General features: G+C 67.9%; 23 protein-coding genes. 12 read left to right on the top strand and 11 right to left on the bottom strand.

From position 1 onward, the window contains the following. Window positions 1–10: 10 nt before the first annotated feature. The 5 genes from mtnK to GGR25_RS01780 form a co-directional block, all read right to left on the bottom strand. Window positions 11–1,324 carry an S-methyl-5-thioribose kinase gene (gene mtnK, locus GGR25_RS01800; protein WP_183397012.1) on the bottom strand — a complete coding sequence of 438 codons (1,314 nt, stop codon included), beginning with the start codon at window positions 1,322–1,324 and terminating at the stop codon, window positions 11–13. A gap of 25 nt (window positions 1,325–1,349) precedes the next feature. Further along, window positions 1,350–2,165 (bottom strand): carbohydrate ABC transporter permease, encoded by an 816-nt coding sequence (locus GGR25_RS01795; protein ID WP_183397011.1) that lies wholly within the window; start codon window positions 2,163–2,165, stop codon window positions 1,350–1,352. Beyond that, window positions 2,162–3,046, bottom strand: coding sequence for a carbohydrate ABC transporter permease (locus GGR25_RS01790; protein ID WP_343067937.1), 885 nt, complete (start codon window positions 3,044–3,046; stop codon window positions 2,162–2,164). Before GGR25_RS01790 ends, GGR25_RS01795 begins: the two co-directional genes overlap by 4 nt. A gap of 148 nt (window positions 3,047–3,194) precedes the next feature. After that, entirely contained in the window at window positions 3,195–4,526 is a 1,332-nt protein-coding gene (locus tag GGR25_RS01785) for an ABC transporter substrate-binding protein (protein ID WP_183397009.1), read from the bottom strand. Between the two features lie 227 nt (window positions 4,527–4,753). Continuing rightward, window positions 4,754–5,521: a glucose 1-dehydrogenase gene (locus GGR25_RS01780; protein ID WP_183397008.1), complete on the bottom strand. Its 768-nt coding sequence runs from the start codon at window positions 5,519–5,521 to the stop codon at window positions 4,754–4,756. A 291-nt stretch (window positions 5,522–5,812) separates the two neighbouring features. Between GGR25_RS01780 and GGR25_RS01775 the strand changes: the two genes are divergently transcribed. Both GGR25_RS01775 and GGR25_RS01770 read left to right on the top strand, forming a co-directional pair. Beyond that, window positions 5,813–6,847, top strand: coding sequence for an alcohol dehydrogenase catalytic domain-containing protein (locus GGR25_RS01775; protein WP_183397622.1), 1,035 nt, complete (start codon window positions 5,813–5,815; stop codon window positions 6,845–6,847). Window positions 6,848–6,936: 89 nt separating this feature from the next. Next, complete coding sequence (locus GGR25_RS01770) at window positions 6,937–9,675, top strand: cation-transporting P-type ATPase (RefSeq protein WP_183397007.1); 2,739 nt, start codon at window positions 6,937–6,939, stop codon at window positions 9,673–9,675. Between the two features lie 13 nt (window positions 9,676–9,688). On the opposite strand, the gene GGR25_RS01765 is transcribed toward GGR25_RS01770, so the two are convergent. Continuing rightward, on the bottom strand, window positions 9,689–10,336 hold the full coding sequence (locus GGR25_RS01765) for a DsbA family oxidoreductase (RefSeq protein ID WP_183397006.1): 648 nt from the start codon (window positions 10,334–10,336) through the stop codon (window positions 9,689–9,691). A gap of 106 nt (window positions 10,337–10,442) precedes the next feature. Here GGR25_RS01765 and GGR25_RS01760 point away from each other — a divergent pair, with 106 nt between their 5' ends. The 10 genes from GGR25_RS01760 (at window position 10,443) to GGR25_RS01715 (ending at window position 20,528) form a co-directional block, all read left to right on the top strand. Then, window positions 10,443–10,631, top strand: a complete 189-nt coding sequence (locus GGR25_RS01760; RefSeq protein ID WP_183397005.1) for a hypothetical protein — start codon at window positions 10,443–10,445, stop codon at window positions 10,629–10,631. A gap of 495 nt (window positions 10,632–11,126) precedes the next feature. Then, the gene (locus GGR25_RS01755; RefSeq protein ID WP_183397004.1) at window positions 11,127–12,131 is read left to right on the top strand and encodes a BMP family protein; all 1,005 of its coding nucleotides are present in this window, start codon (window positions 11,127–11,129) and stop codon (window positions 12,129–12,131) included. A 3-nt stretch (window positions 12,132–12,134) separates the two neighbouring features. Next, window positions 12,135–13,673, top strand: a complete 1,539-nt coding sequence (locus GGR25_RS01750; protein ID WP_210299778.1) for an ABC transporter ATP-binding protein — start codon at window positions 12,135–12,137, stop codon at window positions 13,671–13,673. After that, the gene (locus tag GGR25_RS01745) at window positions 13,670–14,740 is read left to right on the top strand and encodes an ABC transporter permease (protein ID WP_183397003.1); all 1,071 of its coding nucleotides are present in this window, start codon (window positions 13,670–13,672) and stop codon (window positions 14,738–14,740) included. The genes GGR25_RS01750 and GGR25_RS01745 overlap by 4 nt, the downstream gene beginning before the upstream one ends. A 2-nt stretch (window positions 14,741–14,742) precedes the next feature. Continuing rightward, entirely contained in the window at window positions 14,743–15,693 is a 951-nt protein-coding gene (locus tag GGR25_RS01740; protein WP_183397002.1) for an ABC transporter permease, read from the top strand. Between the two features lie 9 nt (window positions 15,694–15,702). Beyond that, window positions 15,703–16,491: a TatD family hydrolase gene (locus GGR25_RS01735; RefSeq protein ID WP_183397001.1), complete on the top strand. Its 789-nt coding sequence runs from the start codon at window positions 15,703–15,705 to the stop codon at window positions 16,489–16,491. Window positions 16,492–16,525: 34 nt separating this feature from the next. Continuing rightward, window positions 16,526–17,449: an N-carbamoyl-D-amino-acid hydrolase gene (locus GGR25_RS01730; protein ID WP_183397000.1), complete on the top strand. Its 924-nt coding sequence runs from the start codon at window positions 16,526–16,528 to the stop codon at window positions 17,447–17,449. Window positions 17,450–17,454: 5 nt separating this feature from the next. Next, window positions 17,455–18,060: a helix-turn-helix domain-containing protein gene (locus tag GGR25_RS01725; RefSeq protein WP_183396999.1), complete on the top strand. Its 606-nt coding sequence runs from the start codon at window positions 17,455–17,457 to the stop codon at window positions 18,058–18,060. A 62-nt stretch (window positions 18,061–18,122) separates the two neighbouring features. Beyond that, window positions 18,123–19,985, top strand: coding sequence for an adenine deaminase (locus tag GGR25_RS01720; protein WP_183396998.1), 1,863 nt, complete (start codon window positions 18,123–18,125; stop codon window positions 19,983–19,985). A 33-nt stretch (window positions 19,986–20,018) separates the two neighbouring features. Further along, on the top strand, window positions 20,019–20,528 hold the full coding sequence (locus tag GGR25_RS01715; protein WP_183396997.1) for a flavin reductase family protein: 510 nt from the start codon (window positions 20,019–20,021) through the stop codon (window positions 20,526–20,528). 18 nt (window positions 20,529–20,546) lie between these two features. Here GGR25_RS01715 and GGR25_RS01710 read toward each other — a convergent pair whose 3' ends face one another. Genes GGR25_RS01710 through GGR25_RS01690 form a run of 5 tightly spaced genes read right to left on the bottom strand, consistent with a single transcriptional unit; the run spans window position 20,547 to window position 25,584 of the window. After that, window positions 20,547–21,698 (bottom strand): M24 family metallopeptidase, encoded by a 1,152-nt coding sequence (locus tag GGR25_RS01710; protein WP_183396996.1) that lies wholly within the window; start codon window positions 21,696–21,698, stop codon window positions 20,547–20,549. 22 nt (window positions 21,699–21,720) lie between these two features. Next, the gene (locus GGR25_RS01705) at window positions 21,721–22,668 is read right to left on the bottom strand and encodes an oligopeptide/dipeptide ABC transporter ATP-binding protein (protein WP_183396995.1); all 948 of its coding nucleotides are present in this window, start codon (window positions 22,666–22,668) and stop codon (window positions 21,721–21,723) included. Further along, the gene (locus tag GGR25_RS01700; protein WP_183396994.1) at window positions 22,665–23,654 is read right to left on the bottom strand and encodes an ABC transporter ATP-binding protein; all 990 of its coding nucleotides are present in this window, start codon (window positions 23,652–23,654) and stop codon (window positions 22,665–22,667) included. Before GGR25_RS01700 ends, GGR25_RS01705 begins: the two co-directional genes overlap by 4 nt. Further along, complete coding sequence (locus GGR25_RS01695; protein WP_183396993.1) at window positions 23,654–24,535, bottom strand: ABC transporter permease; 882 nt, start codon at window positions 24,533–24,535, stop codon at window positions 23,654–23,656. The genes GGR25_RS01700 and GGR25_RS01695 overlap by 1 nt, the downstream gene beginning before the upstream one ends. Further along, window positions 24,532–25,584: an ABC transporter permease gene (locus tag GGR25_RS01690; protein WP_183396992.1), complete on the bottom strand. Its 1,053-nt coding sequence runs from the start codon at window positions 25,582–25,584 to the stop codon at window positions 24,532–24,534. The genes GGR25_RS01695 and GGR25_RS01690 overlap by 4 nt, the downstream gene beginning before the upstream one ends. Window positions 25,585–25,594: the final 10 nt, after the last annotated feature.

Raw genomic sequence — 25,594 nt, 5'->3', positions numbered from 1 at the left:
GCGTGTCCTCTCAGCGGGCGAGCGCCGGATCGAGCGGCGTGCCCTCAAAGCGCGGGATCGCGTCCAGGAAGGCGCCGAAATCGCGGAACCGCGCCGGATCCTTCAGCACGGCGCGCGCAAATGCGAGGGCGTTGGCCTGAACCTCGGCACGACGCTGCGTATCCTCGATCACCAGGAAATCGGCGACCTGCGCATAAGAGAGAATGCGGCGGATGATCTTGATCGCGGCGAAGGCGACGAGATCCTCGAAGATGTCGGCGACATACTGCTCGCGGATCGTCGCGAGGCGCGCACGCCCGGCCGGGTCGGCGAAATGCGCGGCCGGATAGCCGTCGCCGCCGGCGTCGGGATTGGCTTCCCAGATGCGGATGAACTCGGCCCGGAAGGCGTTCCAGAGCACGGCGATCTGGTCCAGCAGCCAAATGCGGTGCGCGGCACGCTCCGCCTCGTCGCGCGCATAGCCCGCCTGGCCATACCAGTTGATCACGAGATTGGCGACGAAGGCGCCGAGATCGAAGCCGATCGGACCGAAGGTCGAGAACTCGCCGTCGATGACGCGGCTGTCCTCCTCCGTGACCATGACCGAGCCCGAATGCAGGTCGCCATGCAGCAGCGCCTGCCGGTTCGACAGGAAAGCGTTGCGCCGGATCGCGACGGCGGTCTTGAGCTCAGTGTCCTCGCGGAACGCCTTTGCCCAGGCCGAAAGCTCCGGCACGAAGCGGTTGCGCCACACCTCGACATAGGGATCGGTGAAGATCAGGTCGACGCTGATGCGCAGCAGCGACTTGTTGCCCGAGAACAGCGCGATATCATCGAACTTGCGCTCGAACGGCACGCCGAGATCCGAGGTGTGGAACGAGGCGGCGGCGATATAGCGGCCGATATCGGACGCAACCTTCGGGAAGGTCCGCCCCTCGATCAGCGCGCCGCGCAGCACGACATGGGGAGAGAGCTTCTCCATGACGATGAACTGCAGCACCGGATCGAAATGCAGCAGCTTCGGCGCCAGTCTGCCGACCACCGGCTCGAGGCGGCGCATATAGCTCGCCTCATAGAAGGCGCGCGTCTCGTCGAGCGGCCAGCTCTCGCCATGATAGCGCACATAGGGCAGGCCCTGCTTGGCGCAGACGCCGCCATCCGGCCCGTCGATGATGAAGACCGCATTGATATAGCCATCGGCGACATCGCGGATCGACCATTCCGACGGCTTGCCGCCGAGGATCCCGGCGACGCCGGGCAGCGCCGCGATCTCGGCGATGATGTCGGCCTGGGACAGGACGCGATAGGCGCCCTCACCTTTTGCAAAATTCACGACTGCGGACATGGAGCCTCCCGATCGCGTCTTGTCATCATTTTACGCCGCCATGCGCAAGCCCCTGGACGAGGTGCTTCTGCATCAGGAGCGCGATGACATAGATCGGCAGGATGCCGGCGAGCGAAGCGGCGGCCATCTGGCCGAAATTGACCAGACGGTCGCCCTGGAACAGCGAGATGCCGACGGTCAGCGTGCGCATGCCGTCGGAGAGCGTCAGTCCGGAAGCGAGCAGGAACTCGTTGAAGGTCAGGATGACGACGATGATCGTGGTCGCCGCGATGCCCGGCGCGATCATCGGCGCGACGACGGAGACGAGCGTCCGCAGCCGCCCCGCGCCATCGAGCGCCGCCGCCTCCTCGATCTCGGCCGGCACGCGGCGCAGGAACGGCGTCAGCAGCCAGAACGCGACGGGAATGTTCAGGAAGCCATAGATCAGGATCAGGCCGGGATAGGTGTTGAGCAGACCGACCGTCTTGAGCAGGAAGAAGAACGGGATCAGGCCGACGATCGGCGGCGCGACATAGCTCGCCAGCGTCACCTGCGGCAGCGCCTTCTTGCCGATGCCGAGGCGGATCATCGCATAGGAGGCCGGCAGGGTGATGGCGATGGTCACAAGCCCCGCGAAGACGGAGATCACCACGGAATTGAAGATGAACGTCGTCAGCGAGGTCGATTCGAACGCCGCCGGCCAGTTGGCGAGCGTCGGGTCGGTCGGCAGGAAATTCCCGCTCAGCACGTCGTCCTTGCGCTTGAACGAGACCGACAGGAGATAGGCGAGCGGCAGCAGGAAGAAGGTGACGGCGACCGCCGCCGCGAGGATCTGCAGGGCGCGGGTCGAGGGGCGGGTCATGAATAATGCTCCGAAGCCCAGCGATGCAGCCGCACGACGGGAATCGTCACGATGCCGATGACGATCGCATAGATCAGCGTCTGCGCCGCCGCCTTGCCGACGTCGAACTGCTCGAGCGCCAGGCGCCAGATCGAGAAGGTCGCCGTGGTCGTCGTCAGGCCCGGCCCGCCGAAGGTGAGGACATAGACGAGATCGAACAGCTTGAAGCCGATGATCAGCTTCAGGAGGAAGATCGAGGCGAGCGGCGCGGCGACGAGCGGCAGCGTGATGTGGCGCAGACGCTGCCACGGGCCGGCGCCGTCGATCAGCGAGGCCTCGTGCACGCCCTCCGGCAGGCTGACCAGCGCGGCGAAGCAGAGGATCGTGACGAAGGGCACCCATTGCCAGAGGTCGGCGATGCCGATCGAGAGCCAGGCCGGCACGGGCGTCGCCAGGAACGAGATCGGCGCGTCGGTGATGCCCATATTCATGAGCACGCCGTTCAGCAGGCCGCCCGAAGGCGCGAGGATCAGCTTCCAGGCGACGCCGACCATAACCGGCGGCGTCATCAAGGGCAGCAGCACGACGATGAGCAGATAGCGGCCGGCCTTCATCAACGCGACGAACAGGCAGGCGAGCGCGAAGCCGACGACGATCTCGACAATGGCCGAGGCGAAGGCGAAGGCGACGCCCTTGACCACGGTCAGCTGGAACGCGGCATCGGTGAGCGAGCCGGTGATGTTCTTGAGGCCGACGAACGAGCGGAATGGCTTGCCGAGCGTGCTCTTGGTCGTCGCGAGCGCGATCAGGAAGATCGTCGGATAGAGCGTCGTGACGATGAGCGCGAAAACGAGCGGCGCCACCCACAGCGCCTTGTAGAAGCGGCGCAGCTCGGATGGCACGCGCGTCTCTGCGCGGCTCGAAACGGATGGGCGCAAGGCTGCCTCGCTGAACGATATGCTGCTCAATCGATACTCCCGCACCACGAACCGTCTCAAATGGCAAACCCGCCCGCTGGGAAGCGGGCGGGATTTTCGTGTCTGACGCGGCTTACGAGCCGATGATCTGCTGCCAGGCGGCGTGGGCGTCGGCGATGGCCTGCTCCGGCGTCTTCGTCCCGGCGAGCGCCAGGGCGAGTTCGTCGGCCAGCGCCTGCTGCAGCTTCGGCGTTGCCGGCGTGGTCGGCCAGGGCAGCGCGTTCTCCAGAGCGCCGGCGAGCGCCGCCTGCACCTGCGGCGCGAAGGCCTTGTACTTCTCGGAGTAGAGCAGCGACTTGCGGTCCGGATCGATACCCGAGCCGGTCAGCGTGATCAGCTCTTCCTGATACTTCGGGCTGGCGGCGAACTTGATCAGCTCCCAGGCCGCTTCCTTCTTCTTCGAGCCCGAGGAGACGGCGAAGGCGAAGCCGGCGTTGAGGGCGAGGCGCGGATCCTTGTTGCTGCCGCCGACCGGGATGCGCGTCACGCCCCACTTGTCGACGATCTTGGAACCCTTCGGGTCCTGCGCATAGACGCCGAGATCGCTCCAGAACTCGATGAAGCCGACCTTGCCGCCGAGGAACGCCGGGAGGCCTTCCTCGAAGCGCGTCTCGAGCGGGGTCGGGAGCGCATAGGGATTGGTCGCGACGAGGGCCTTCGCGGCCTCGAGCGCCGCCGGCTTGTCGAGCGCCGAGCTGCCATCCTCGTTCAGGAACGTGCCGCCGAAGCCGGCGAGACGGTTGGCGTAGCTGGAACCGATGATGATCGGCGCCTTGCCACCGAGCACGGCCGCGCCATAGATGCCGTTCTTCGCTTCGGCTTCGGTGATCTTCTTGATCGCCGCCTGGTATTCGTCCCAGGTCGTCGGGACGGCGACGCCGTTCCGGTCGAGAATCTCCTTGTTGTAGAACAGGAGATGCGAGTCGCCGTCATAGGGCAGGCCGTAACGCTTGCCGTCGTAGAGCGTGTAGGTGTCGTAGATCAGCGGGATGTAGTCGTCCGGCTGGATCTGCTCCTTGTCGCGCTCGATCCATGCGGTCACGTCTTCCGCAATGCCGTCCTCGGCGAGCTGGCCGATATTGGTGTACCAGTAGTCGAGCACGTCGAACTCGTTGACGCCGGACTGGACGTCGAGCGTCGCCTTGGCGCCCACCTGGTCATAGGGGACGATCGTCACATTGACCTTGGCGCCCGTCGCCGCCTCGAAATCCTCGGCGAGCTTCTTGCCGGTGACGGCATGCGACTGGATGATCAAGAGGTTCAGCGACTGGCCCGCCAGCGGCTTGTCGGCCGCGAAGGCCGCGCCCGCCTTGCCGACGAGCGGCAGCGCCGCGCCGGCGGCGCTCGCCAGGAGGAAGCGCCGGCGGCTCAGCCCGCCGCGTCCGAAATTCACCGTATCCGTCATCCCACCGTCTCCTTCCATCGCCCGCTTGTGCCGCAGGCCGATGTTTCCCGATTTCGGAAGCGAGTATCGTCCGCCGCGTGGATTCCATCGACGCATGCCGTTCCAATGAACCGGCAAATCAACAAATCCATTCCATATGGAGCGCTACATCGCGAATGATTTGCTACAGCGGCAATCGAACGGCCCCTCAGCGCCGTTCGATCATTCCGTCCGGGCCGATCGCGTCGTCAGACGACCGCGGTCACGCCGCCATCGACATAGAGGATGTGGCCGTTGACATAGCTGGCCGCGTCCGAGGCGAGGAAGATCGCCGCGCCGGCCAGTTCCTCGAGCTCGCCCCAGCGGGCCATCGGCGCGCGCTGCACGAGCCAGGCGTGGAAGCTCTCGCTCTCGACCAGCGCCTTGTTCAGCTCGGTCTTGAACCAGCCAGGACCGATGCCGTTGACGTTGAGCCCGTGCTTGGCCCATTCGGCGCACATCGCCTTGGTCAGCATCTTCACGGCGCCCTTCGAGGCGGTATAGGGCGCGATCGTCGCCCGGCCGAGCTCGCTCGTCACCGAACAGATATTGATGATCTTGCCGCGCCCGCGCGGGATCATGCGCCGCGCCACGGCCTGCCCGACGATGAACGGCGCGTCGATATTGGTTTCGAGCACGCGCTTCCAGTCGTCGAGCGGGAAATCGACCAGCGGCATGCGCTTCTGCAGGCCGGCATTGTTGACGAGGATGTCGATCGGGCCGACGCGCTGCTCGATCTCGTCCACCGCCGCGCCCACAGCCTCGGGATCCGTCACGTCGAAGGCGAAGCCCGACGCGGAGAGTTCGTCGAGCCGCAGCGCGTCGCGCGCCGCATCGACCGCCGCGCCGTCACGGCTGTTCAGCACGACATGCGCGCCCGCCTCCGCGAGACCGCGCGCGATCGCGAAGCCGATGCCGCGGCTGGAGCCGGTGATCAGCGCCGTGCGCCCGGTCAGATCGAAGAGTTTCGTCGCCATGCCATCCTCCCCCGGGCGGCTCCGGCGCCGCCTTCCTGTTGATCGTGAGCCGGGCGCCGCCCTCCTCCCGAGATCCGGGGCCGCGCCTGCCGAGCAGCGATGATTAGCGGCAGCACCGCGCGCTGACCAGCGCGAAAGTCGTCGCCGGCCGCCGATTGGGCATGTCCTCAGCCGGGTGGTGGTGGCATTGTCCTGCCGAACCGCCCGGCGCAGCGTTCCAGCGCTCGCCCTGGTGCGGACCGAGGAAAGCGGCGGGGAGGATATCGCATGACGGTTCAGGCTTCGGACGAGGTGCGCGCGGCGGTGATCCACGCGCCGCGCGACCTCCGCGTGGAACGGCGCGCGCTTAGCCCCGCCGGCCCCGGGCAGGTCGCGGTCAAGATCACCAATGGCGGCATCTGCGGCTCCGACCTGCACTACTATCTGCATGGAGGCTTCGGCACGGTGCGTCTCAAGGAGCCGATGGTTCTCGGCCACGAGCTTGCCGGGACGGTCTCCGAGATCGGCGCCGGCGTCAGCGGTCTTTCGCCCGGACAGAAGGTGGCGGTCAATCCGAGCCTGCCCTGCGGCCATTGCCGCTATTGCCTCGCCGGATTGCCGCAGCAATGCCTCGACATGCGCTTCTATGGCAGCGCCATGCGGACGCCGCATGTGCAGGGCGGCTTCGCCGAGCGGATCGTCTGCATGGCCGCCCAGGCCGTCCCGATCCCCGACCATGTCTCGCTGGAGCAGGCGGCCTTCGCCGAGCCGCTCGCGGTCTGCCTGCATGCCGTCTCGCGCGCCGGCTCGCTGCTCGGCAAGCGCATCCTCGTGACCGGGTCCGGCCCGATCGGGCTCCTCCTCGTCATCGCGGCCCGGCGCGCCGGCGCAGGCGAGATCATCGTCACCGATATTCGCGAGGCGCCGCTCGCCAAGGCGCGCGCCATCGGCGCCGACCATGCCTTCAACCTCTCGGCCGATCCCGATGCGCTCGCGCCTTACGCCGCCAATAAGGGAGAGTTCGACGTCGCGTTCGAGGCCTCGGGCAGTCCGGCCGCCATCCTCGCCGCCCTCCCCGTGCTGCGCCCGCAAGGCGTGCTGGTGCAGGTCGGCCAGGGCGGCGAGGTCGCGCTGCCGATCTCCGGCCTCGTCGGCAAGGAGATCGAGATGCGCGGCAGCTTCCGCTTCCATCCCGAATTCGCCACCGCCGTGCGCTTCATCTCCGAGGGTCTCGTCGACGTGACGCCCCTCCTCTCGGCCATCTTGCCGCTCGAACGCGCGGTCGAGGCCTTCGATCTTGCCGCCGACAAGGACCGCTCGATCAAGGTGCAGCTGAGCTTCGGTTGACCGCGGGGCCATTCCGCGCGGATAGGGGAGCGATAAGCCCGCCTTAAAGGTTGCATCGACCGGCCGCGTGCCGTCCAATACACGCCGAGATGGACGCACAACCGACCCAGGCCCCCGGGGCGCGCGCCGACGAACGCGAGCCCGCGTGGCATTCGCTTGCCGCCGACGACATCTTCCAGCGCCTCGAAACGAGGACCGAGGGGCTCTCGACGGACGAAGCGGCCCGCCGCCGGGCGCGGTTCGGACCGAACGCGCTGCCCGAGGCGGCGAGCCGCCATCCGCTGTTGCGGTTCCTCGCCCAGTTCAACAACACGCTGATCTATTTCCTGCTCGTCTCGGCCGTCGCGGCCGGCGTGCTCGGCCACCAGATCGACGCAGCCGTCATTATCGCTGTTGTTCTCATCAACGCGATCGTCGGCTTCGCGCAGGAGGGCAAGGCCGAGAAGGCGCTCGGCGCGATCCGCAAGATGATCGCGCCGCATGCGGCCGTCTGGCGCGACGGAACGCGGACCAGCCTGCCGGTGGCGGAACTCGTTCCCGGCGACGTGGTGCTGGTCGAGGCCGGCGACCGCGTGCCGGCCGATATCCGCCTCGTCCGCGCCCGCGGCCTGCTGGTCGACGAGGCGATGCTCACCGGCGAATCCGTCTCGGCGCAGAAGCACGAGGCGCCCGTCGCGCGGGATGCGCCGCTCGGCGACCGTGTCTCCATGGCCTTTTCCGGAACCCTGGTCGCGGCCGGACAAGGCAGGGGCGTCGTCGTGGCGACCGGCGGGCGCACCGAGATCGGCCGGATCAGCCACCTGATCGAGAGCGTCGAGCAGATGACGACGCCGCTGCTGCGCCAGATGAACCGCTTCGGCCGGCGTTTCACCTGGGTGGCCTTCGGCGGCGCGCTGCTGGTCTTCGCTTTCGCGGTATTCGTGCGCGACCATGACTGGACCGAAGCGCTGATCGCGGTGGTGGCGCTGGCGGTCGGCGCCATCCCCGAAGGTCTCCCCGCCGTGATCACGATCACGCTGGCGATCGGCGTGCAGCGCATGGCGCGGCGCAATGCCATCATCCGCCGGCTCCCCGCCGTCGAGACGCTGGGCGCGACCTCGGTCATCTGTTCCGACAAGACGGGCACGCTGACCCGCAACGAAATGACGGCCCGCCGCATCGTCACGGCAGGCTACACACTGCTCGCCTCCGGATCCGGCTATGACCCGGCCGGCACGCTCACCACCGCCGGCGGCGACGACGTGGTGGCGCTCGACGCGGCCGGGCCGCTCCTGCGTTGCGCCCTGCTCTGCAATGACGCGCATCTGAAGCCACAGGGCGGCGGCCATGTGGTGAACGGCGATCCAATGGAGGGCGCGCTCGTCGCGCTCGCCATGAAGGCCGGGCTGGACGCGGAGCATGTCCGCGCCGAATGGCCCCGCTCCGACGAAATCCCGTTCGACGCGCAGTATCGCTACATGGCGAGCCGGCACACGGCCGCCAACGGCACCACCATGGTCTTCGTCAAGGGCGCACCCGAACGGGTGCTCGCCATGTGCGCCTACGAGGCGACGGCAAGCGGTGACGCGCCGCTCGACATCGACCAATGGACACGGGAGATCGCACTCGCCGCGGCGGAAGGCGAGCGCATCCTCGGCTTCGCGGCCCTGCCGACGGGCGCCGCCTGCGAGCGCCTCACGCAGGCCGATGTCGAGCACGGCCTCACCTTCCTCGGCCTGGTCGGATTCATCGATCCGCCGCGCGCGGAGGTCATCCAGGCGATCGCCGAGTGCCATTCGGCCGGCATCGCGGTGAAGATGATCACGGGTGACCACGCGGCGACTGCATCGGCCATCGCGGCGCAGCTGGGGCTCGCCGATGCCGGCCGGGTTGTGGTCGGCGCGGAGATCGACGCGACGCCCGACGACCAGCTGACCGCGCTCGCCGAAGCCACCTCGGTGTTTGCCCGCACCAGCCCGGAGCACAAGCTGCGCATCGTCCGCGCCTTGCAGGCCGACGGCGCCATCGTCGCCATGACCGGCGACGGCGTGAACGACGCACCGGCGCTCAAGCAGGCCGATGTCGGCATCGCCATGGGCCGCAAGGGCACCGAGGCGGCGAAGGAAGCCTCGGAGATGGTGCTGCTCGACGAGAACTTCGTCTCCATCGTCGCGGCCGTGCATGAGGGGCGCACGGTCTATGACAATATCCGCAAGGTCATCTCCTGGACGCTGCCGACGAATGGCGGCGAGGTCCTGACCGTCGTGACAGCGATCCTGCTGGGTTTCACCATGCCGATGGCGGCTGCCCAGATCCTCTGGATCAACCTCATCACGAGCGTCACGCTCGGGCTCGCGCTCGCCTTCGAACCGCCCGAGCCCGACGTGATGCGGCGCCAGCCGCGTCCCGCCGCCGCGCCTTTGCTCTCGCCCTTCCTCGTCTGGCGGATCCTGCTGGTCTCCGTGCTGTTCGCCGCCGGCGGCCTCGCGATCTTCTTCTTTGCGCTCGGCAAGGGCCTGCCGCTCGACACGGCCCGGACGATGGTGGTCAACGCCATCGTCGTGTTCGAGATCTCCTATCTCTTCAGCGTGCGCTACCTGCACATGACGTCGTTCACGATCCGCGGCCTGTTCGGCACCCCGGCGGTGCTGGCCGCCCTCGTCGTCGTCGTCCTGGCGCAGTTCGCCTTCACCTATCTGCCGCTGATGCAGGCCCTCTTCCAGACGCGACCGGTCGCGCTGGTCGACGGCCTCGTCATCATCGGCGCCGGCGTGGCGCTGATGGTGATCCTCGAAATCGAGAAGGCGATCCTGCGTCGCACGCGCCTGTTCGGGCCGGACGAGCCGTGACGGAGACGCCCCTTCAGGCGGCCTGACGCTCGCTCCAGGCCTTGTTCAGCGCGGCGAGAAGCTGCTCGGTCGGCTGCGCGCCGACAACGCCGAAGCGCTCGTCGAACACGAAGAAGGGCACGCCGCGCGCACCCATCGCCACCGCGGCTTCGTGATCGGCCTGCGCGATCTTCTGATAGCGGCCCGAGGCGAGCGCGGCCCGCGTCTCGGCCTCGTCGAGGCCGATTTCCGCGGCGATCGGCAGGAGATCCTCGACGGTCCACATCGGCGCCCGAGCGCCGAAATAGGCGTCCAGCACGCGCTGCCACGCCGCAGTGCCCTTGCCCTTCTCGGTGGCGAAGGCGAGGAAGGCGTGGGCAGTCAGCGTGTTGGCGACGTTGTTCTCCACCACGTGATAGGGCGCGAGGCCCTCGGCCGCGGCCGTCTGCTCGATATTGCGGCCCGTCGCATCGAACTGGGCGGCCGGCACGCCCTTGGCCCGCGTCAGATAATCGCGCGCGCCCATGGCCTTGCCCTCCGGCAGACCCGGATCGAGCTGGAACGAGTGATGGACGATCTCGACCTGGTCGGCATGGGGAAAGCGCTTCAGCGCCTCAAGCAGCCGGTGATGGCCGAGGCCGCAGAACGGGCAATAGATGTCCGACCAGATGTCGATCTTCATGGAAAGCCTTTCGGCGACGGCGCGCCTTGCGGGAAATGGGTCGATCCCTCATCTAGAGTGACGCGGCGCCCGGTTCAATCGGACGACAGCGGCGGAGAAGCCCGATATGGCTGAAGAGACGAAGCAGAAGACGGCACCGGCCCCCATCCTCGAATGGATGGACGGCGACGCCGCCCTCATCTGCACCGGCCCGGCCTGCACCTTCGGAGCAGACGCCACCACCGCGGCGGACGCGGATGCGGCGCCAGCGACCCCGACCGCCGCGCCCGCCTCTCCTCCCGAAAAGTCTGCCTGACGGCGCGCAGGCGAACGTCGCCTGTTTCCGGCATCCACCGACCCTGCGCCGTTCCGCGATTGCTGGACCGACGCCGCGAACCCATCGACGCATCGAACGGTAAGACGTATCAGCCCGGCCCCGCGCGTCTTGGTCGGGAGCAGCGTACCCGCGTGACGTTGATCGCCGGCGCTGCGAGCCACTCGACCGTCGCTCACGCCACCCGTCGCGGCTGTTCGCGCATCGACGCGTTTCGCAAGCGAACAGGATGGCCGCTTCTCGCGCGAAAAGACGGCAGAAAGCCTCGAAATTGCACTGAGCCGGCACACAAAACGCGCATCGGTTGTCGCCTTCGCGCCGATTTTTCCTTCTCGAAAATTCTCGTGGACAGAGGCGGCGCGCGAGGCCAATTTGGCGGCTGAACCGGGGTGGGCTGGGGACGTAAATTGTCCCGGGCACCCCGAATCAGACGGCGGCCACCAGCCGCGCCCCCACCGAGATGGAAGGATTTCCCGGATGAGCACTGATCGCGTCATGATTTCCATGCGTGGCCGCCTTCGGCTGCTGGCGGCGCTGGCGCTCGGCGCAATCGCGGCGCCGCTGGCCGGCCCGGCGCTCGCCGCCGACGCGCTCAAGGTCGCGATGATCCTGCCCGGCCCGATCAGCGACAATGACTGGAACGCGGGCGGCTATGCCGGCCTCGAGGCGGCCGCCAAGAATCTCGGCATCGACGTCGCCTATACCGAGAACGTGACCGACGCGGACGCCGAGCGCGTGCTGCGCGACTATGCCTCGCGCGGCTACGGGCTGATCTTCGCCCATTCCTTCTCGTTCGGCGACGCGGCGCTCGCCGTGGCCGAGGATTTTCCGGACGTGAAGTTCATGGCCGGCACGGCGCAGCATCTGGCGCCCAATGTCGGCACCTATGACAATCCCGATTACCAGGGCGCCTATCTGACCGGCATGCTCTCGGCCGGCGCCAGCAAGTCGGGCGTCATCGGCTGGGTCGGCGGCAATCCCGCGCCGAACATGCTGGCGAACTACCATGCCTGGGTCGCCGGCGCGCAGGAGATCAACCCGAAGATCGACGTGAAGCTCTCCTGGCTCGGCTCGTGGTTCGACCCGCCCAAGGCCAAGGAAGCGGCGATCGCGCAGGTCGAGCAGGGCGCCGACGTGCTCTCCGCCCAGTCGGTCGGCGTGATCGATGCGGCCGTCGAGAAGGACGTGCTCGTCATCGGAGCGGTCTCGGACCAGAACCATCTCGGCCCGAAGGTCGTGCTCACCTCCGTGCTCTGGGATCTCGGCCCGCTCGTCACCGACGCCGCCAAGTCGGTGCAGGAGGGCAAGTGGGAGAGCAAGGCCTGGTCCTACGGCATCAAGGAAGGCTCGATCCGCCTCGCGCCGTTCCACGGCCTCGACGCCAAGGTCGACCCCAAGGTGCTGACGGCTGTCGACGCCAAGTTCCAGGCGATCAAGGACGGCCAGTTCGTGGTTCCGCACGACACGTCGATGGTCAAGTAGCCCTTGACCTCCGCGATCGGAGACGGGCCGGCGCCGCTGGATCTCAGCGGCATCACGGTCCGTTTCGGCTCCTTCACCGCCAATGACGCGGTCGACTTCTCGGTCGGCCGCGGCGAAATCCATGCCCTGCTCGGCGAGAACGGCGCCGGCAAGACGACGCTGATGCGCGTCGTCGCCGGCCTGATCATCCCGCAGGAAGGCACGATCCGGATCGACGGCCGGCCCGTCCGCCTCGCCTCCCCGCTCGATGCCGCGGCCGAGGGCATCGGCATGGTGCACCAGCACTTCATGCTGATCTCGACGCTGACCGTGGCGCAGAATGTCTGTGTCGGCATCGCCAAGGCCGGCCGCGTCTTCCCGGATCTCGCCAAGGTCGCGCGCGACCTCGAGGAGATCGGCGCGCGCTACGGCCTCCAGGTCGATCCGCATGCGCTGGTCGGCTCGCTCTCCGTCGCCAGCCGGCAGCGCGTCGAGATCGTGAAGGCGCTCTATCGCGGGGCGCGCATCCTCGTGCTCGACGAGCCGACGGCCGTGCTGGCGCCGCAGGAGGTCGACGGCCTCTTTCGCGTGCTGCGCATGCTGGCCGAGGCGGGCACGGCGATCGTCTTCATCAGCCATAAGCTCGGCGAGGTCATGGCGCTCAGCCACCGCGTCAGCGTGCTGCGCCATGGCCGCCTCGTCGCGACCAAGCCGACCGCCGATACGAATCCGGCCGAGCTCGCGCGACTGATGATCGGCGAGGACCTGGTCCTCCCCACGGTCGACGGCGCGCACACGCCGGGCCAGGTCGCGATCGAGACGCGCGGCGTCAGCCTGCGCGATGAGCTCGGCGTCACCCGGCTCTCCGATGTCTCGCTCGCCGCGCGCTCCGGCGAGATCGTCGGCGTCGCGGGCGTCGACGGCAATGGCCAGCAGCAACTGGCCGAAATCCTCGCGGGTCTCCAGGCGCCCGCCGCCGGCGCCGTGATCATGGCGTCGCCGAGCGGGCCCGTCGATGTCAGCCGCAGCGGCCCCGGCAGGCGGATCGCGCTCGGCCTCGCGCATATCCCCGAGGACCGGCACCATACGGCGCTGGTCGACATGTCGATCGCCGACAATGCCGTGCTCGATTCGATCGATCGCCCGCCGCTGGCGCGGCGCGGCTTCCTCGCGCATCGGGCGATCCGCGCCTTCGCGACGCGGCTGATCGCCGCCAATGACGTGCGCTGCACCGGGCCGGAGCAGGGCGTGATGACGCTTTCCGGCGGCAATCAGCAGAAGGTCGTGCTCGGCCGCGCGCTGGCGCATGACCCGCGCGTCATCGTCGCCGTGCAGCCGACGCGCGGCCTCGATCTCGGCGCCACCGCCTTCGTGCATCGCCAGCTTCTGGCCGAACGGGAAAAGGGTGCCGCCATCGTGCTGGTTTCCACCGAACTCGACGAGGTGCTGGCGCTGTCGGACCGCATCGTCGTCATGTTCGCCGGCCGCATCGTCGGCGCGATGAGCCGCGCCGAGGTCACGCTCGAGCGCCTCGGCGCCATGATGACGGGGCAGGCGGCATGAGTTCCAGCGAAGCCGCAGGCCCCTCCCCGTCCTCGGCGCTGGCCGGGCGCTCGGAGTTCGTCTCCAGCCTCCTCGCCGTCGTGCTGGCGCTCGCCGTCGGCGCGGTGCTGATCCTCGCCTGGGGCGCGAGCCCTGTCACCGCCTATGCCGCGCTCCTCGACGGCGCCTTCGGCTCGTGGAACAGCCTAGGCGAGACGCTGCTGCGCGCCATCCCGCTCACCTTCACAGGCCTCGCCATCGCGATCGCGTTCCGCGGCGGCACGTTCAATCTCGGCGCGGAAGGGCAGCTCTTCCTCGGCGCGACGGCCGCCGCCTGGGTCGGCCTCGCCATCCCCACCCTGCCCGCGCCGCTGCTGATCCCGGCCATGATCGTCACGGCGGCGTTTGTCGGCGCGCTCTGGTCGCTGCTCGCCGGCGTGCTCAAGCTGCGCTTCGGCGCCAACGAGCTGATCACCACGATCATGCTCAACTATATCGCCATCCTGTTCGTGTCCTATCTGCTGCGCGGCCCCTTGCAGGAGGCGGCCGGCTATCTGCCGCAGACCGAGCGTCTTTCCGCCAATGCGCGCTTCCCGGCGCTCATCGCTGGCACGCGACTGCATCTGGGTTTCCTGCTGGCGCTCGCCGCCGTCGTGCTCGCCCATATCGCGCTCTGGCATACGAGCTGGGGCTTCAAGCTGCGCGTCGTCGGCCTCAACGCCCGCGCCGCGCTCAATGCCGGCTACAATGTCCGCCTCCTGACGCTCTCCGCCTTCGTGGTCAGCGGCGTGCTGGCCGGCCTCGCCGGCTATATGGAGGTCGTCGGCGTGCAGCGACGCATGATCGAGAACCTCTCGCCCGGCTTCGGTTACACCGGCATCATCGTCGCCCTGCTCGGCCAGACGAGCCCGTTCGGCGTCCTCGCCGCGGCGATCCTGTTCGCCGGCCTCCAGGTCGGCGGCAGCACGATGCAGACCGCCTCGGGCGTGCCGAGCACGCTGACGACGATCATCCAGGGGCTGGTCGTGCTCTTCGTCATCGGCCGCGGCGCCGTCGATCTCTTCCTCGCGCGGCGGGGGGCGAAATAGCCATGGACCCGATCGCTTTCGTCACCGACCCGGTCATGCAGGGCTTCCTGCAGGCGACGACGCGTCTCGCCATCCCCATCATGCTGGCGGCGCTCGGCGGCATGTTCGCGGAGCGCGCGGGCGTGCTCAACATCGCCCTCGAAGGCATGATGCTCGCCGGCGCCTTCACCGGCTTTGCCACGGCCTATGCGAGCGGCAGCCTCTGGCTCGGCGTGGCGCTCGGCATGAGCGCGGGCGCCGTCATCGGGCTGGTGCTCGCCTTCTATACGGTGAAGCTCACCAGCAACCAGGTCGTGGTCGGCATCGCGATCAATTTGATGATGATCGGCGCGACGAGCTATGCCTTCCGCGCGATCTTCGGCCCCGGCACCGACGCGCCGCGCGTCACGCCCTTCCCGCCGGTGAACATCCCGATCCTCGCCGATATCCCGATCCTCGGCCCGCTCTTCTTCCAGCAGGGCGTGCTCGTCTATGCCGCCTTCGTGCTGATCCCGCTCAGCTGGATCGTGATGTCGCGCATGTCGGCCGGCATGGCGATCACCGCCGTCGGCGAGCATCCGGAAGCGGCCGAGACGCTCGGCATCTCCGTCGCCCGCGTGCGCACGCTCTGCCTCGTCGCCTCCGGGCTCATCGCCGGTCTCGGCGGCGCCTTCCTGTCGCTGAGCGCCACCGGCCTCTTCCTCGACAACATGACCGCCGGACGCGGCTATATCGCGCTGGCGATCCTGCTGCTCGGCCGGCGCAATCCATGGGGCATCGCGGCGGCAGCCGCGCTGTTCGGCGGCGCCGATGCGTTCCAGCTGCGCGGGCAGGGCTTCGGCAGCGGCATCCCCTATCAGTTCCTGGTCATGCTCCCCTACATCCTCACCATCGTGGTGCTGATCGGCTTTGCCGGCAAGGGTCGCGACCCCGCCGCCCTCGGCCGGCCCTTCCAGCGCAACCGCGCCGAATAGAGACACGCCATGATCATCGACAGCCATCTGCATCTCGACTTCGATGAATTCGCTGAGGACCGCGACGCGGTGATGGCGCGCGCCGCCGCGGTGGGCGTCGAGGCCTATGTGACGATCGGCATCCGCGTGCGGGATTCGGCGCGCGTCATCGCCGTCGCGGAGGCCTATGACAACGTCTTCTGCACGGTCGGGACGTTGCCCCATCTCGCCGATGAGGAGCACGATGTCACGGCCGACGAGATCATCGCGCTGACGCATCACCCGAAGGTGGTCGGCATCGGTGAAGCCGGGCTCGACCGCGTCTATGGCAATGCGGCCTGGCCGGCCCAGACGGCCGTCTTCGCGGCCCATATCGAGGCCGCGCAGCGCACCCAGCTGCCGCTCGTCATCCACTCCGTCCGCGAGGACGAGGCGATGGCCGGCATGCTGCGCGAAGCGCATGCGAAAGCCCCCTTCCCCTTCGTGGTGCATGCCTTCTCGGGCGGTCCGCTTCTCGCGGAGACGACGCTCGCGCTCGGCGGTTATTTCGGCTTCGGCGGGCTGCTCACCTATCCGGGCAATGATCTCCAGCGCGAGATCGCTGCCGCCCTCCCCGCCGATCGGCTGCTGCTGGAAACGGATTCGCCCTCGCTCGCCCCGGCGCCGCTGCAGGAGACCCGCAACGAGCCGGCCAATATCGTTCTGACGGCGCAGCTTCTGGCCAAGCTGCGCGGCACCGATGTCGGCAGCCTCGCGGCGCAATGCAGCGCCAATACAAGGCGCCTCTTTTCCAAGGCCTTCGCCGCGCGATCCGCCTGATCAGCAGCACCGCCCGACGCCAGGAGCAACGCCGATGACCGACAGACGCTATGTCCTCGCCGTGGCCCAGATGGGGCCGATCGCCCGCAGCGACAGCCGCGCCGCCGTGGTCGCCCGGCAGATCGAATTGCTCCGCGAGGCCCATGCCCGCGGCGCCGCCTTCGTCGTCTTCCCGGAGCTGGCGCTGACCACCTTCTTCCCGCGCTGGATCCTCGGCGAAGACGAGCGGCAGTCCTTCTACGAGACGGAAATGCCGAATGCCGACACGGCGCCCCTGTTCGCGGAGGCTGCGCGGCTCGGCGTCGGCTTCTATCTCGGATATGCGGAGATAGAGGCCGGACACTTCTTCAACACCGCGATCGTCGTCGACCGCGCCGGCAAGATCATCCTCAAATATCGCAAGGTGCACCTCCCCGGCACCGCCGAGCCGATCCCGGGCCGCACGCTGCATCATCTCGAAAAGCGCTATTTCGAGCCCGGCAATCTCGGCTTTCCGGTCGCCCGGACCGACTACGGCATCGCGGGCGCGCTGATCTGCAACGACCGCCGCTGGCCCGAGGCCTATCGCATGCTCTCGCTGCAGGGCGCCGAGGTGGGCTTCATCGGCTACAACACGCCCGACGATCACACCGGCGATTTCGACTTCGACAACCTGACCTCGTTCCACAACCAGCTCTCGCTGCAGGCTGGCGCCTATCAGAACTCGATGTGGCTGGGTGCCGCCGCGAAATGCGGCAATGAGGAAGGCTCGCGGATGATCGGCGACTCGATGATCGTCGCCCCCTCCGGCCAGATCGCGGCACAGGCACTGACGACGGGCGACGAGGTGATCACAGCGCGCATCGATCTCGACATGGCCTCGCTCTATCGCCGCACGATCTTCGATTTCGCGCGCCATCGCGAGCCCGAGCAATACCACCTCATCACCACCCGCAAGGGACCGGTCGTGGAGGTCTGACTGGCATGGGCGAGCCGCAGCGCAGGATCAATCCGGTCGGTGACATGCTGGCGGGCCTGCGCCGCGAGCGCCGCTGGACGCTCGCCGACGTGTCGCGTCTCACCGGCGTCTCGATCTCCTCCCTGTCGAAGATCGAGAACGGCGTCTCGGCTCCCGCCTATTCCGTGCTGGTTCGCCTCGCGGAGGGGCTCAAGATCGACATCAGCGCCCTACTCGTCAGCCCGCGAGAAGCCCTCGGCACCGGCGCGCGCGGCATCACGCGCAAGGGGGAAGGTCCGAGCTATGTCAACGAGATGGGGAGCTACGAGGATGTCGCCGCCGCGCTCTCCGGCAAGACGATGCAGCCGATGATCATCGACATCCCGTTTCGCGACGACAGCGACACGCGGGTCCGCTCGGAGCATCGCGGCCAGGAATATGTCCTCGTGCTCAAGGGCGCCGTCATCTTCGAGATGGCCGCGCATGAGCCGGTCATCCTCGGCGAGGGCGACAGCCTCTATTTCGACTCCGCCGTGCAGCATGGTTTCTCCGCCGAGGGGCCTGAAGGCGCGCGCATCCTCTCGGTCTGCCACGCCGTGAACGCGCCCGCTCTTCAGCCGAAGCCCGCCTAGGCGTCCCCTTCATTAACGAGACCCCGCACCTTTCTCGCCGATCCACGACAAGGCCCGCTCCCATGACCCGGTCCCCGCTTCCAGACGACCTCCTGCTGAATGCCCGCGACGATGTCGCGGTCCGGCAGAACCTGCTGCTCGTCGCCCTTGGCCGGCGCCCCGCCGACCGCATACTGCGCGTCGGCCGGCTGTTCGAGGCTGGAACCGGCAGCTGGATGGAGGATGCCGAGATCGTCATCGCCGGACGGCGCATCGCCTTTGTCGGCCCGCGCGGCAGCTATCCCGGCACGGCGGCGGAGATCGTCGAGCGGCCAAACCTCTCGGCGGTGCCCGGCTTCGGCGAGGTCCACAAGCACATCGAATCGAGCCATGTGACGCCGGAATATGAGGCGGCGCTGGTCATTCCGCGTGGCTGCACCTGGGCCTGCGAGGCGAGCCACGAATATTCGAACGTCAACGGGCCGCGAAACCTCGAATTCTGGCTGACAGCGCGCGCCGCCGGCTCGCCAATGAAGATCTTCCCCCTGCCCGGCTCGGCCGTGCCGCCGACCGCCTATGAAGGCGGCGGCGGATATTTCGGCCATGACGAGCAGGCGACCTTCATGGCGAACGCCATGGTCGCCGGCCTCGACGAGGTCATGGACTGGCCGGCCGTCTGCAACGCCGACAATCCGAGCCATGACCGGCTCTGGGGCATGATCGAGGCGACGATCGCCGCGCGCGGCGTCGTGGAAGGTCATGCGGCCGGTATCCGCGATCTCCCCAACATCAATGCCTTCGCGGCGGCGGGCCTTGCTTCGGACCATGAATCCTGGACCGCCGAAGAGGCGTGGGACAAGATTCGGCACGGCCTCTTCCTCGAGATCCGCGTCCATTCCATGCCCGATATCGTCAAGGGCCTGCTGGAGCGCGGCCTCACCGACTGGTCGCAGGTCGCCTTCGCGACCGACGACCGCACGGCCTCCGATACGCTGAAGCTCGGCGGCACCGACCACAATGTCCGCACCGCGATCGCGGCCGGGCTGTCGCCGGAAAAGGCGATCCAGTGCGTGACTATCAATCCGGCGCGCCATATGCGCCTGACGCCCCATGTCGGCCTGATCGCGCCCGGCCGCTTCGCCGACATCGTGCTGATGGACGACGTCGCGAAGATCTCGATCGTCGAGGTCTGGGCGGACGGTCAGCCTGCGGCGAAAAGCGGGCGCTATGTCGGCGCGCTGCCTGAGATCACCTGGCCGGACTGGGCGCGGCAGTCGGTCAACATCCCGCGCACGATCACGGCAGCCGATTTCGCGATCCTGCATGACGGGCCGGTCGCCAAGGCCGCCCTGCTGCGGCCGTTCCATTGGGCGCCGGACTTCATCACCACCGAGCTGCCGGTCGAAAACGGCGCGGTGCAGCGCGACACGGACCGCAACATCACCAAGTTCGCGATCATCGACCGCCATACCGGCGCGGCGCGGGTCGCGAAGATGTTCTGGCTCGGCTGCGGGCCGAAGACGCCGGATACCGCCGTCGGCTGCACCGTCGCCCATGACCAGCACAATCTGTGGATCGTCGGCTCCTCCGATGCCGCCATGGCGCTGGTCGCCAATCGCATGCGCGAAACGCAGGGCGGCTGGGTCCTCGCCTCGGGCGGCACCGTCAAGGCCGAGGTCCGCTACGAGATCGGCGGGCTGATGACGCATCGCAGCGCCGAGGCGCTGGATGCGGAGATGGAGGCCTTCTACGCCGAGGCGAATGCGATCGAGTGGCTCTACGAGCCGACCTTCTCGCCGCGCTGGTGGCCGGGCTTCCCCGAACGCCTCCAGTTCGCGACGCTGACCTGCGCGCCCTGGGCCTGGGCGCTCGTCGCCCCGAGTGATGCTATTCCCCAGGGCTTCGTCAACGTGCAGACCGGCGCAACCCATCCCGTCGTCTGGTAAGGTCCGCACCCGATCCAATCCCCGGAGACCGAGATGAGCGAGACCACCGGCATCGACATGAAGACCTTCTGGCGCACCCTCGGCATGCGCGCCACCGGCATGACCGTCGTCACCGCCGACAGCGACGAAGGTCCGGTCGGCTTCCTCGGTCTTTCGGCCAGCCATGTCACGGCCGACCCGGCGACGATGATCGTCTCGATCGACCGCAAGACCAGCGCGCTCGCCGGCATCGTCTCGCGCCGCCACTTCGCGATCAACTATCTGCCGGCCGAAGCCGCCGCCCTCGCCGATGCCTTCGGCGGCCGGACCGGCGTATCGGGTGCCGACCGTTTCGCGGAGGGCGAATGGACCACGCTCGCCACCGGCGCGCCGGTTCTGAAGGCGGCGCTCGGCGTGTTCGACTGCGCCGTCGACGAGTTCATCGAGCGCGGCAACATCGTCATCGCCATTGGCGGCGTCCGGGCGACGGCGGTCAACCCGGACGGGACGCCGCTCGTCTTCTTCCGCGGCAAGAGCTGGAAGGGCGTCGGCGAGCCGCTCTGACCCGCCGGCGCCACGCCCTCACTCGACGACGATCAGGTCCTGGAAGCCGTTGGTCAGCTTCTCGCCACCCTCCGGCCGCACGACGACGCAATCCTCGACCCGGGCCGAGAAACTGCCGTCCTGCAGGATGCTCGGCTCGACCGTGAAGATCATGCCTTCCTGCACGACGGTGTCGCTGCCCTTGGTCAGGAAGGGCGGCTCATGCACGTCGGCACCGATGGAATGGCCGAGGCGATGGCGGAAAGCCTTGTCATAACCGGCACTTGCGATCACGTCGCGCGCCGCCTTGTCGACCTCGGCGCAGGTCGCCCGGTCGGCCTTCAGCGCCGCAATGCCGGCCGCCTGCGAATCCATGATCAGGCGATGCACCTTGATCTGTTCCGCGCTCGGCGCGCCGAACGAAACCGTGCGGCCATAGTCGTAGCACATGCCGTCATGCACCGCACCGAAGTCGAGCAGCACGGAAACTGGCGGATTGAGCTTGCGCGGCCAGGTCTTCAGCGGCTGGCCGAGCACCATCGGATGATTTGTACCGGTATTATACAGTGAGGTTGTGAACGACGGCCCGAGCGAGCCGTGCCGTTTCATCTGATAATCAAGCTCGGAGACGACATCGAGCTCGGTCATGCCGAGCTTGAACGTGGCGATGGCGTCGGTCAGCGCCGCCTCGGTGATGACGCCGGCCGCGCGCATGGTCGCGATCTCGTCGGCATCCTTGATGACGCGGAGCTTCCGCAGCAGCGCCGTCGCCGAGACGAAGCACGCATCCGGGATCAATTTCTGCAGCTGGATCAGCGATTCCGCCTCGGCATTCTCGCTGACGGCGATCCGCGGCGAAGGTGGCAGCTTCATCTCGTCGATGATGCCTTTCGCCATCACGGCCGGATCGTCCCAATCGCCGAGCACGCGGATTTCGAATCCCTCGATGCCGCCCTTGCCGCCTAGCTCCGCCGTCATTCGCGGCAGTGTCAGGATCGGTCCCCGATCTGCCGAGAGCCAGGCGCCTTCGAGCCAGGCGCCGGGATGCAGCACGCGGCCATAGTTCGGAATATCGCGATGGATTCCAGTGAGATAGTCGAGATCGGTGCCGATATGGAAGAAGACGAGATCGGCGGCGTCGGCGATCAGGGCTTGGAAGCGCTGCATGCGCTGCTGGGTGCGGGTCATCATGCGTCTCTCGTCTATAGATGGTTCAGGTCAATGCGGCTTCGGCGCGATGGCAGGCGACGGTGCGTCCGGGCGCGAGCAGCCGCCATGCCGGCTCCTCGACCGAGCAGCGTTCGAGCGCAATCGGGCAACGCGGATGAAACCGGCAGCCGGACGGCGGCGCGGCGGGGTCGGGCACGTCGCCGGGCAGGTCGGCGGGCAGCCTGCCCTCCCCGTCCGGCTCGGTGATCGCGCCGATCAGCCCGGCGGAATAGGGATGCAATGGCCGCTGCCAGAGGGCCTCGCTCGGCGCCATCTCGACGATCTTGCCGAGATACATCACCGCGGTGACATCGGCGATGCGGCGGACGATCGAAAGGTCGTGCGAGATGAAGAGCAGACCGACATCCAGCTCCTCGACCAGCTCGACGAGAAGATTGGCGATCGAGGCCTGCGCCGAGGCATCCAGCGCCGAGATCGGCTCGTCGGCGACGATGCAGCGCGGGTCGGCCGCCAGCGCGCGGGCAATCGCGATGCGCTGGCGCTGGCCGCCGGAGAACTGATGCGGAAAGCGATCGGCAATCCCCGCTGAAAGCCCAACGCGTTCAAGGCATTCGCCGACGGAAAAGCGCCGGCCGCCATGCCCCTCGGAAACCCTGATCCCGTCGGCGATGAGGTCACCGATCTTGCGACGCGGGTTGAGCGAGGAAAACGGATCCTGGAACACCATCTGCAGACGCCGCTGCGGCGCCGGCCGCGCCTTGCGGCCGAGCGGCACGACGCGCTCGCCGTCGAAGGTGACCGAGCCGCCCGCGGGATGGATCAGGCCGACGGCCGTCTTGCCGAGCGAGGACTTGCCGCAGCCGGATTCGCCGACCAGCGCCACGATCTGGCCCGCCTCGACATCGAGGTTGCAGCCGGCGACGGCCGTTACCGTGCCGCCGGAATGGCCGCGATAGGACACGACGAGGTCGCGGATCGACAGCAAGCTCATGCCGGCACCGCCGACAACGGATCGACGGGACAGGCGATGGCGCGGCCGGGCTGGACGTCGCGCAGCTCCGGGATATCCGCGCGGCAGATATCCTCGGCAAAGCGGCAGCGCGGATGGAACGCACAGCCGGCCGGAAAGCGCCCGATTGCCGGCGGCGAGCCTGGCAGCGCGGTGAGCGGATGATCGGACGGGCTGCCATGCGGCAACGCGTCGAGCAGCCCGCGTGTATAGGGATGGCGCGGCCGAGCCAGAACCTCGGCTCGCGCGCCGCGCTCGACGACGCGGCCGGCATACATGACATAGACGCGATCGGCGAGCGCCGACATCACGCCGAGATCATGCGTGATCAGCAAGACCGAGAGCTTCAGCTCGCGCCGCAATTGCTCGATGAGGCGAAGGATTCCGGCCTGCACCGTCACGTCGAGCGCCGTGGTCGGCTCGTCCGCGATCAGCAGCTTCGGCCCGGTCACCAGCGCCGAGGCGATGGCGATACGCTGGCGCATGCCGCCGGAGAACTGATGCGGAAAGCGCGCCATGGCCGCGCGCGGGTTGGGGATGCGCACCCGCTCCAGCATGTCGATCGCGATCTTGTCCGCCTCGGCGCGCCCGATCTTGCGGTGAAAGACGAGATGTTCGGTCATCTGCCGGCCGACGGATAGCATCGGATGCAGCGCCGTCATCGGGTCCTGGAACACCATGGCGACGTCCTTGCCGCGCAGTTCCGCCTGCGCGCGGCCATCGGCGGCGGAGAGCTCACGCCCGGCGAAGTGGATCATGCCGCCGGTCTTGGCACCCCCGGGGAGCAGCCCGAGCACGGCGAGCGCCGACAGCGTCTTGCCGCTGCCGCTCTCGCCGGCAAGGCCGACGATCTCGCCCTCGCCGATGGAGAGATCGACGCCGCGCACCGCGCTCGCCCGTCCGCCATCGGCGGTCGGCAGGCTGATGGTCAGCCCCTCGATGGCGAGAAGGGGTTGCCGCTCGGCCATTATCGGAACGCCTTCGCCGTGCGCGGATCGAGCGCGTCACGCAGCGTATCGCCGAGGAAATTCGCGGCGAGCACGACCAGGAGGATGGCGAGACCCGGAAACACCGACAGCCACCATTTGTCGAAATATTTCGAGCCTTCCGAGACCATGGAGCCCCATTCGGGCGCCGGAGGCTGCGCGCCGAGGCCGAGGAAGGAAAGGCCGGCGAGGATCAGCACGGCATGGCCGAACTCGAGCGCCGCCAGCACGACGAGCGGCCCCATCACGTTCGGCCGCACATCGACCCAAAGCGCGCGCGCCGTGGAGACGCCGAGCAGCCGACTCGACTGCACATAGGGCTCGTCGCGAATGGTGAGGATCATCGAGCGCACGACGCGGGCATAGATCGGCCAGCTAACGACCACGACAGCCAGAACCGCGTTGAAGAGGCCTGGCCCGAGCGCGGCCACCACCGCCATGGCGAGGATGATGTCGGGAAATGCCATCACCAGATCGGCGGCGCGCATGATGAAGCCGTCGATCCAGCCACCGAAATAGCCGGCGATGGCACCGAGCAGCGTGCCGATGACGCTCGCCATGATCACGAGCTGCAGCGCATAGGGCAGCGAGACCCGCGCGCCATAGATGACGCGGGCGAAGACGTCGCGGCCGATCTGGTCGGTTCCGAACCAGTGCTCGGCCGAGGGCGCCATGAAGCGACGCCCGACCTGGTCGATCGGCCCATGCGCCGTCAGCCAGGGCGCAAAGATCGCCAGGAGCACGATGATGACGAGCAGCGCCGCGCCGACGAGGCCGAGCGGCTGCGTCCAGGCCGAGCGGCGCATCAGGCGGCGTCGCGGCCGCGCCGGCACATCCTCGACAAGGGGAGCCGCGTCACTCATCCGAGGCGAATCCGCGGGTCGATGAAGGCGTAGATCAGGTCAACCGCCATGTTGACGAGGATATAGATCACCGCGACGACGAGACTGACGCCCATGATCGCGCGGAGGTCGAGCGCCAGCGCGCTCTTATAGGCGTATTGGCCGATGCCGGGCCACGAGAATACGGATTCGACCAGCACCGTCCCGGAGAGCATGCGGCCGAAGGCCATACCGGCCACGGTCACGATTGCGGCGAGAGCCGGCCGCAGCGCATGGCGGAGGATGACGGTTCGGGTCGGCAGACCCTTGGCGCGGGCCGCGCGCACATAATCCTGACTGAGCGATTCGAGCATGGCCGCGCGCGTGAAGCGGGTGATCGAGCCGATCGTGTAGATCGCGAGCACCGCCGCCGGCAGCACGATATGGCTGAGCGCAATGCCGAAGGTCGCCCACTGCCCCGCCAGCAGCGCGTCGATCGTGAACATGTTGGTGATGGAAGGCGGCGCCTTGCCGCCCGGATTGAGGCGGCCGACACCGGGCGCAATGCCGAGCTTGAAGAAGAAGACATAGAAAGTGACCAACGCCAGCCAGAAGGTCGGCACCGAGACGCCGGCGAGCGAAATGACGCGGATGATCTGATCGGGCCAGCGGTCGCGGGCGATCGCCGCCAGCACGCCGAGCGATATGCCGATGACGAGCGCCAGGATCATGGCCGCCGATGCGAGCTCGATCGTCGCCGGGAGATATTGCGACAGATCCGTCGTCACCGGGCGATGGGTCTGCTGCGATTCGCCGAGATCGCCATGGACGAGCCGTTCCAGATAGAGCGCGTATTGCTGCGGGATCGGCTGGTCGAGACCATAGCGCGCACGGAACGCGGCGACGATCTCGGGATCGCTCGCCGCCCGATCACCGAGATTGGCGGAGACCGGATCGCCAGGCACCACCTGCGTCAGTGCGAAGGAGACGAAGGTGATGCCGAGGCACAGCAGCGCGCCGACGAAGAGCCGGCGCACCACGAAACGCAGGAGGTTCGGCAACGCATACCAGGACTTCCGAAGATATGTCATTGCCGGACGC

It is taken from the genome of Kaistia hirudinis (assembly GCF_014196455.1).
Taxonomy (GTDB): Bacteria; Pseudomonadota; Alphaproteobacteria; order Rhizobiales; family Kaistiaceae; genus Kaistia; species Kaistia hirudinis.
This window is presented reverse-complemented; position numbering and strand designations above follow the sequence as displayed.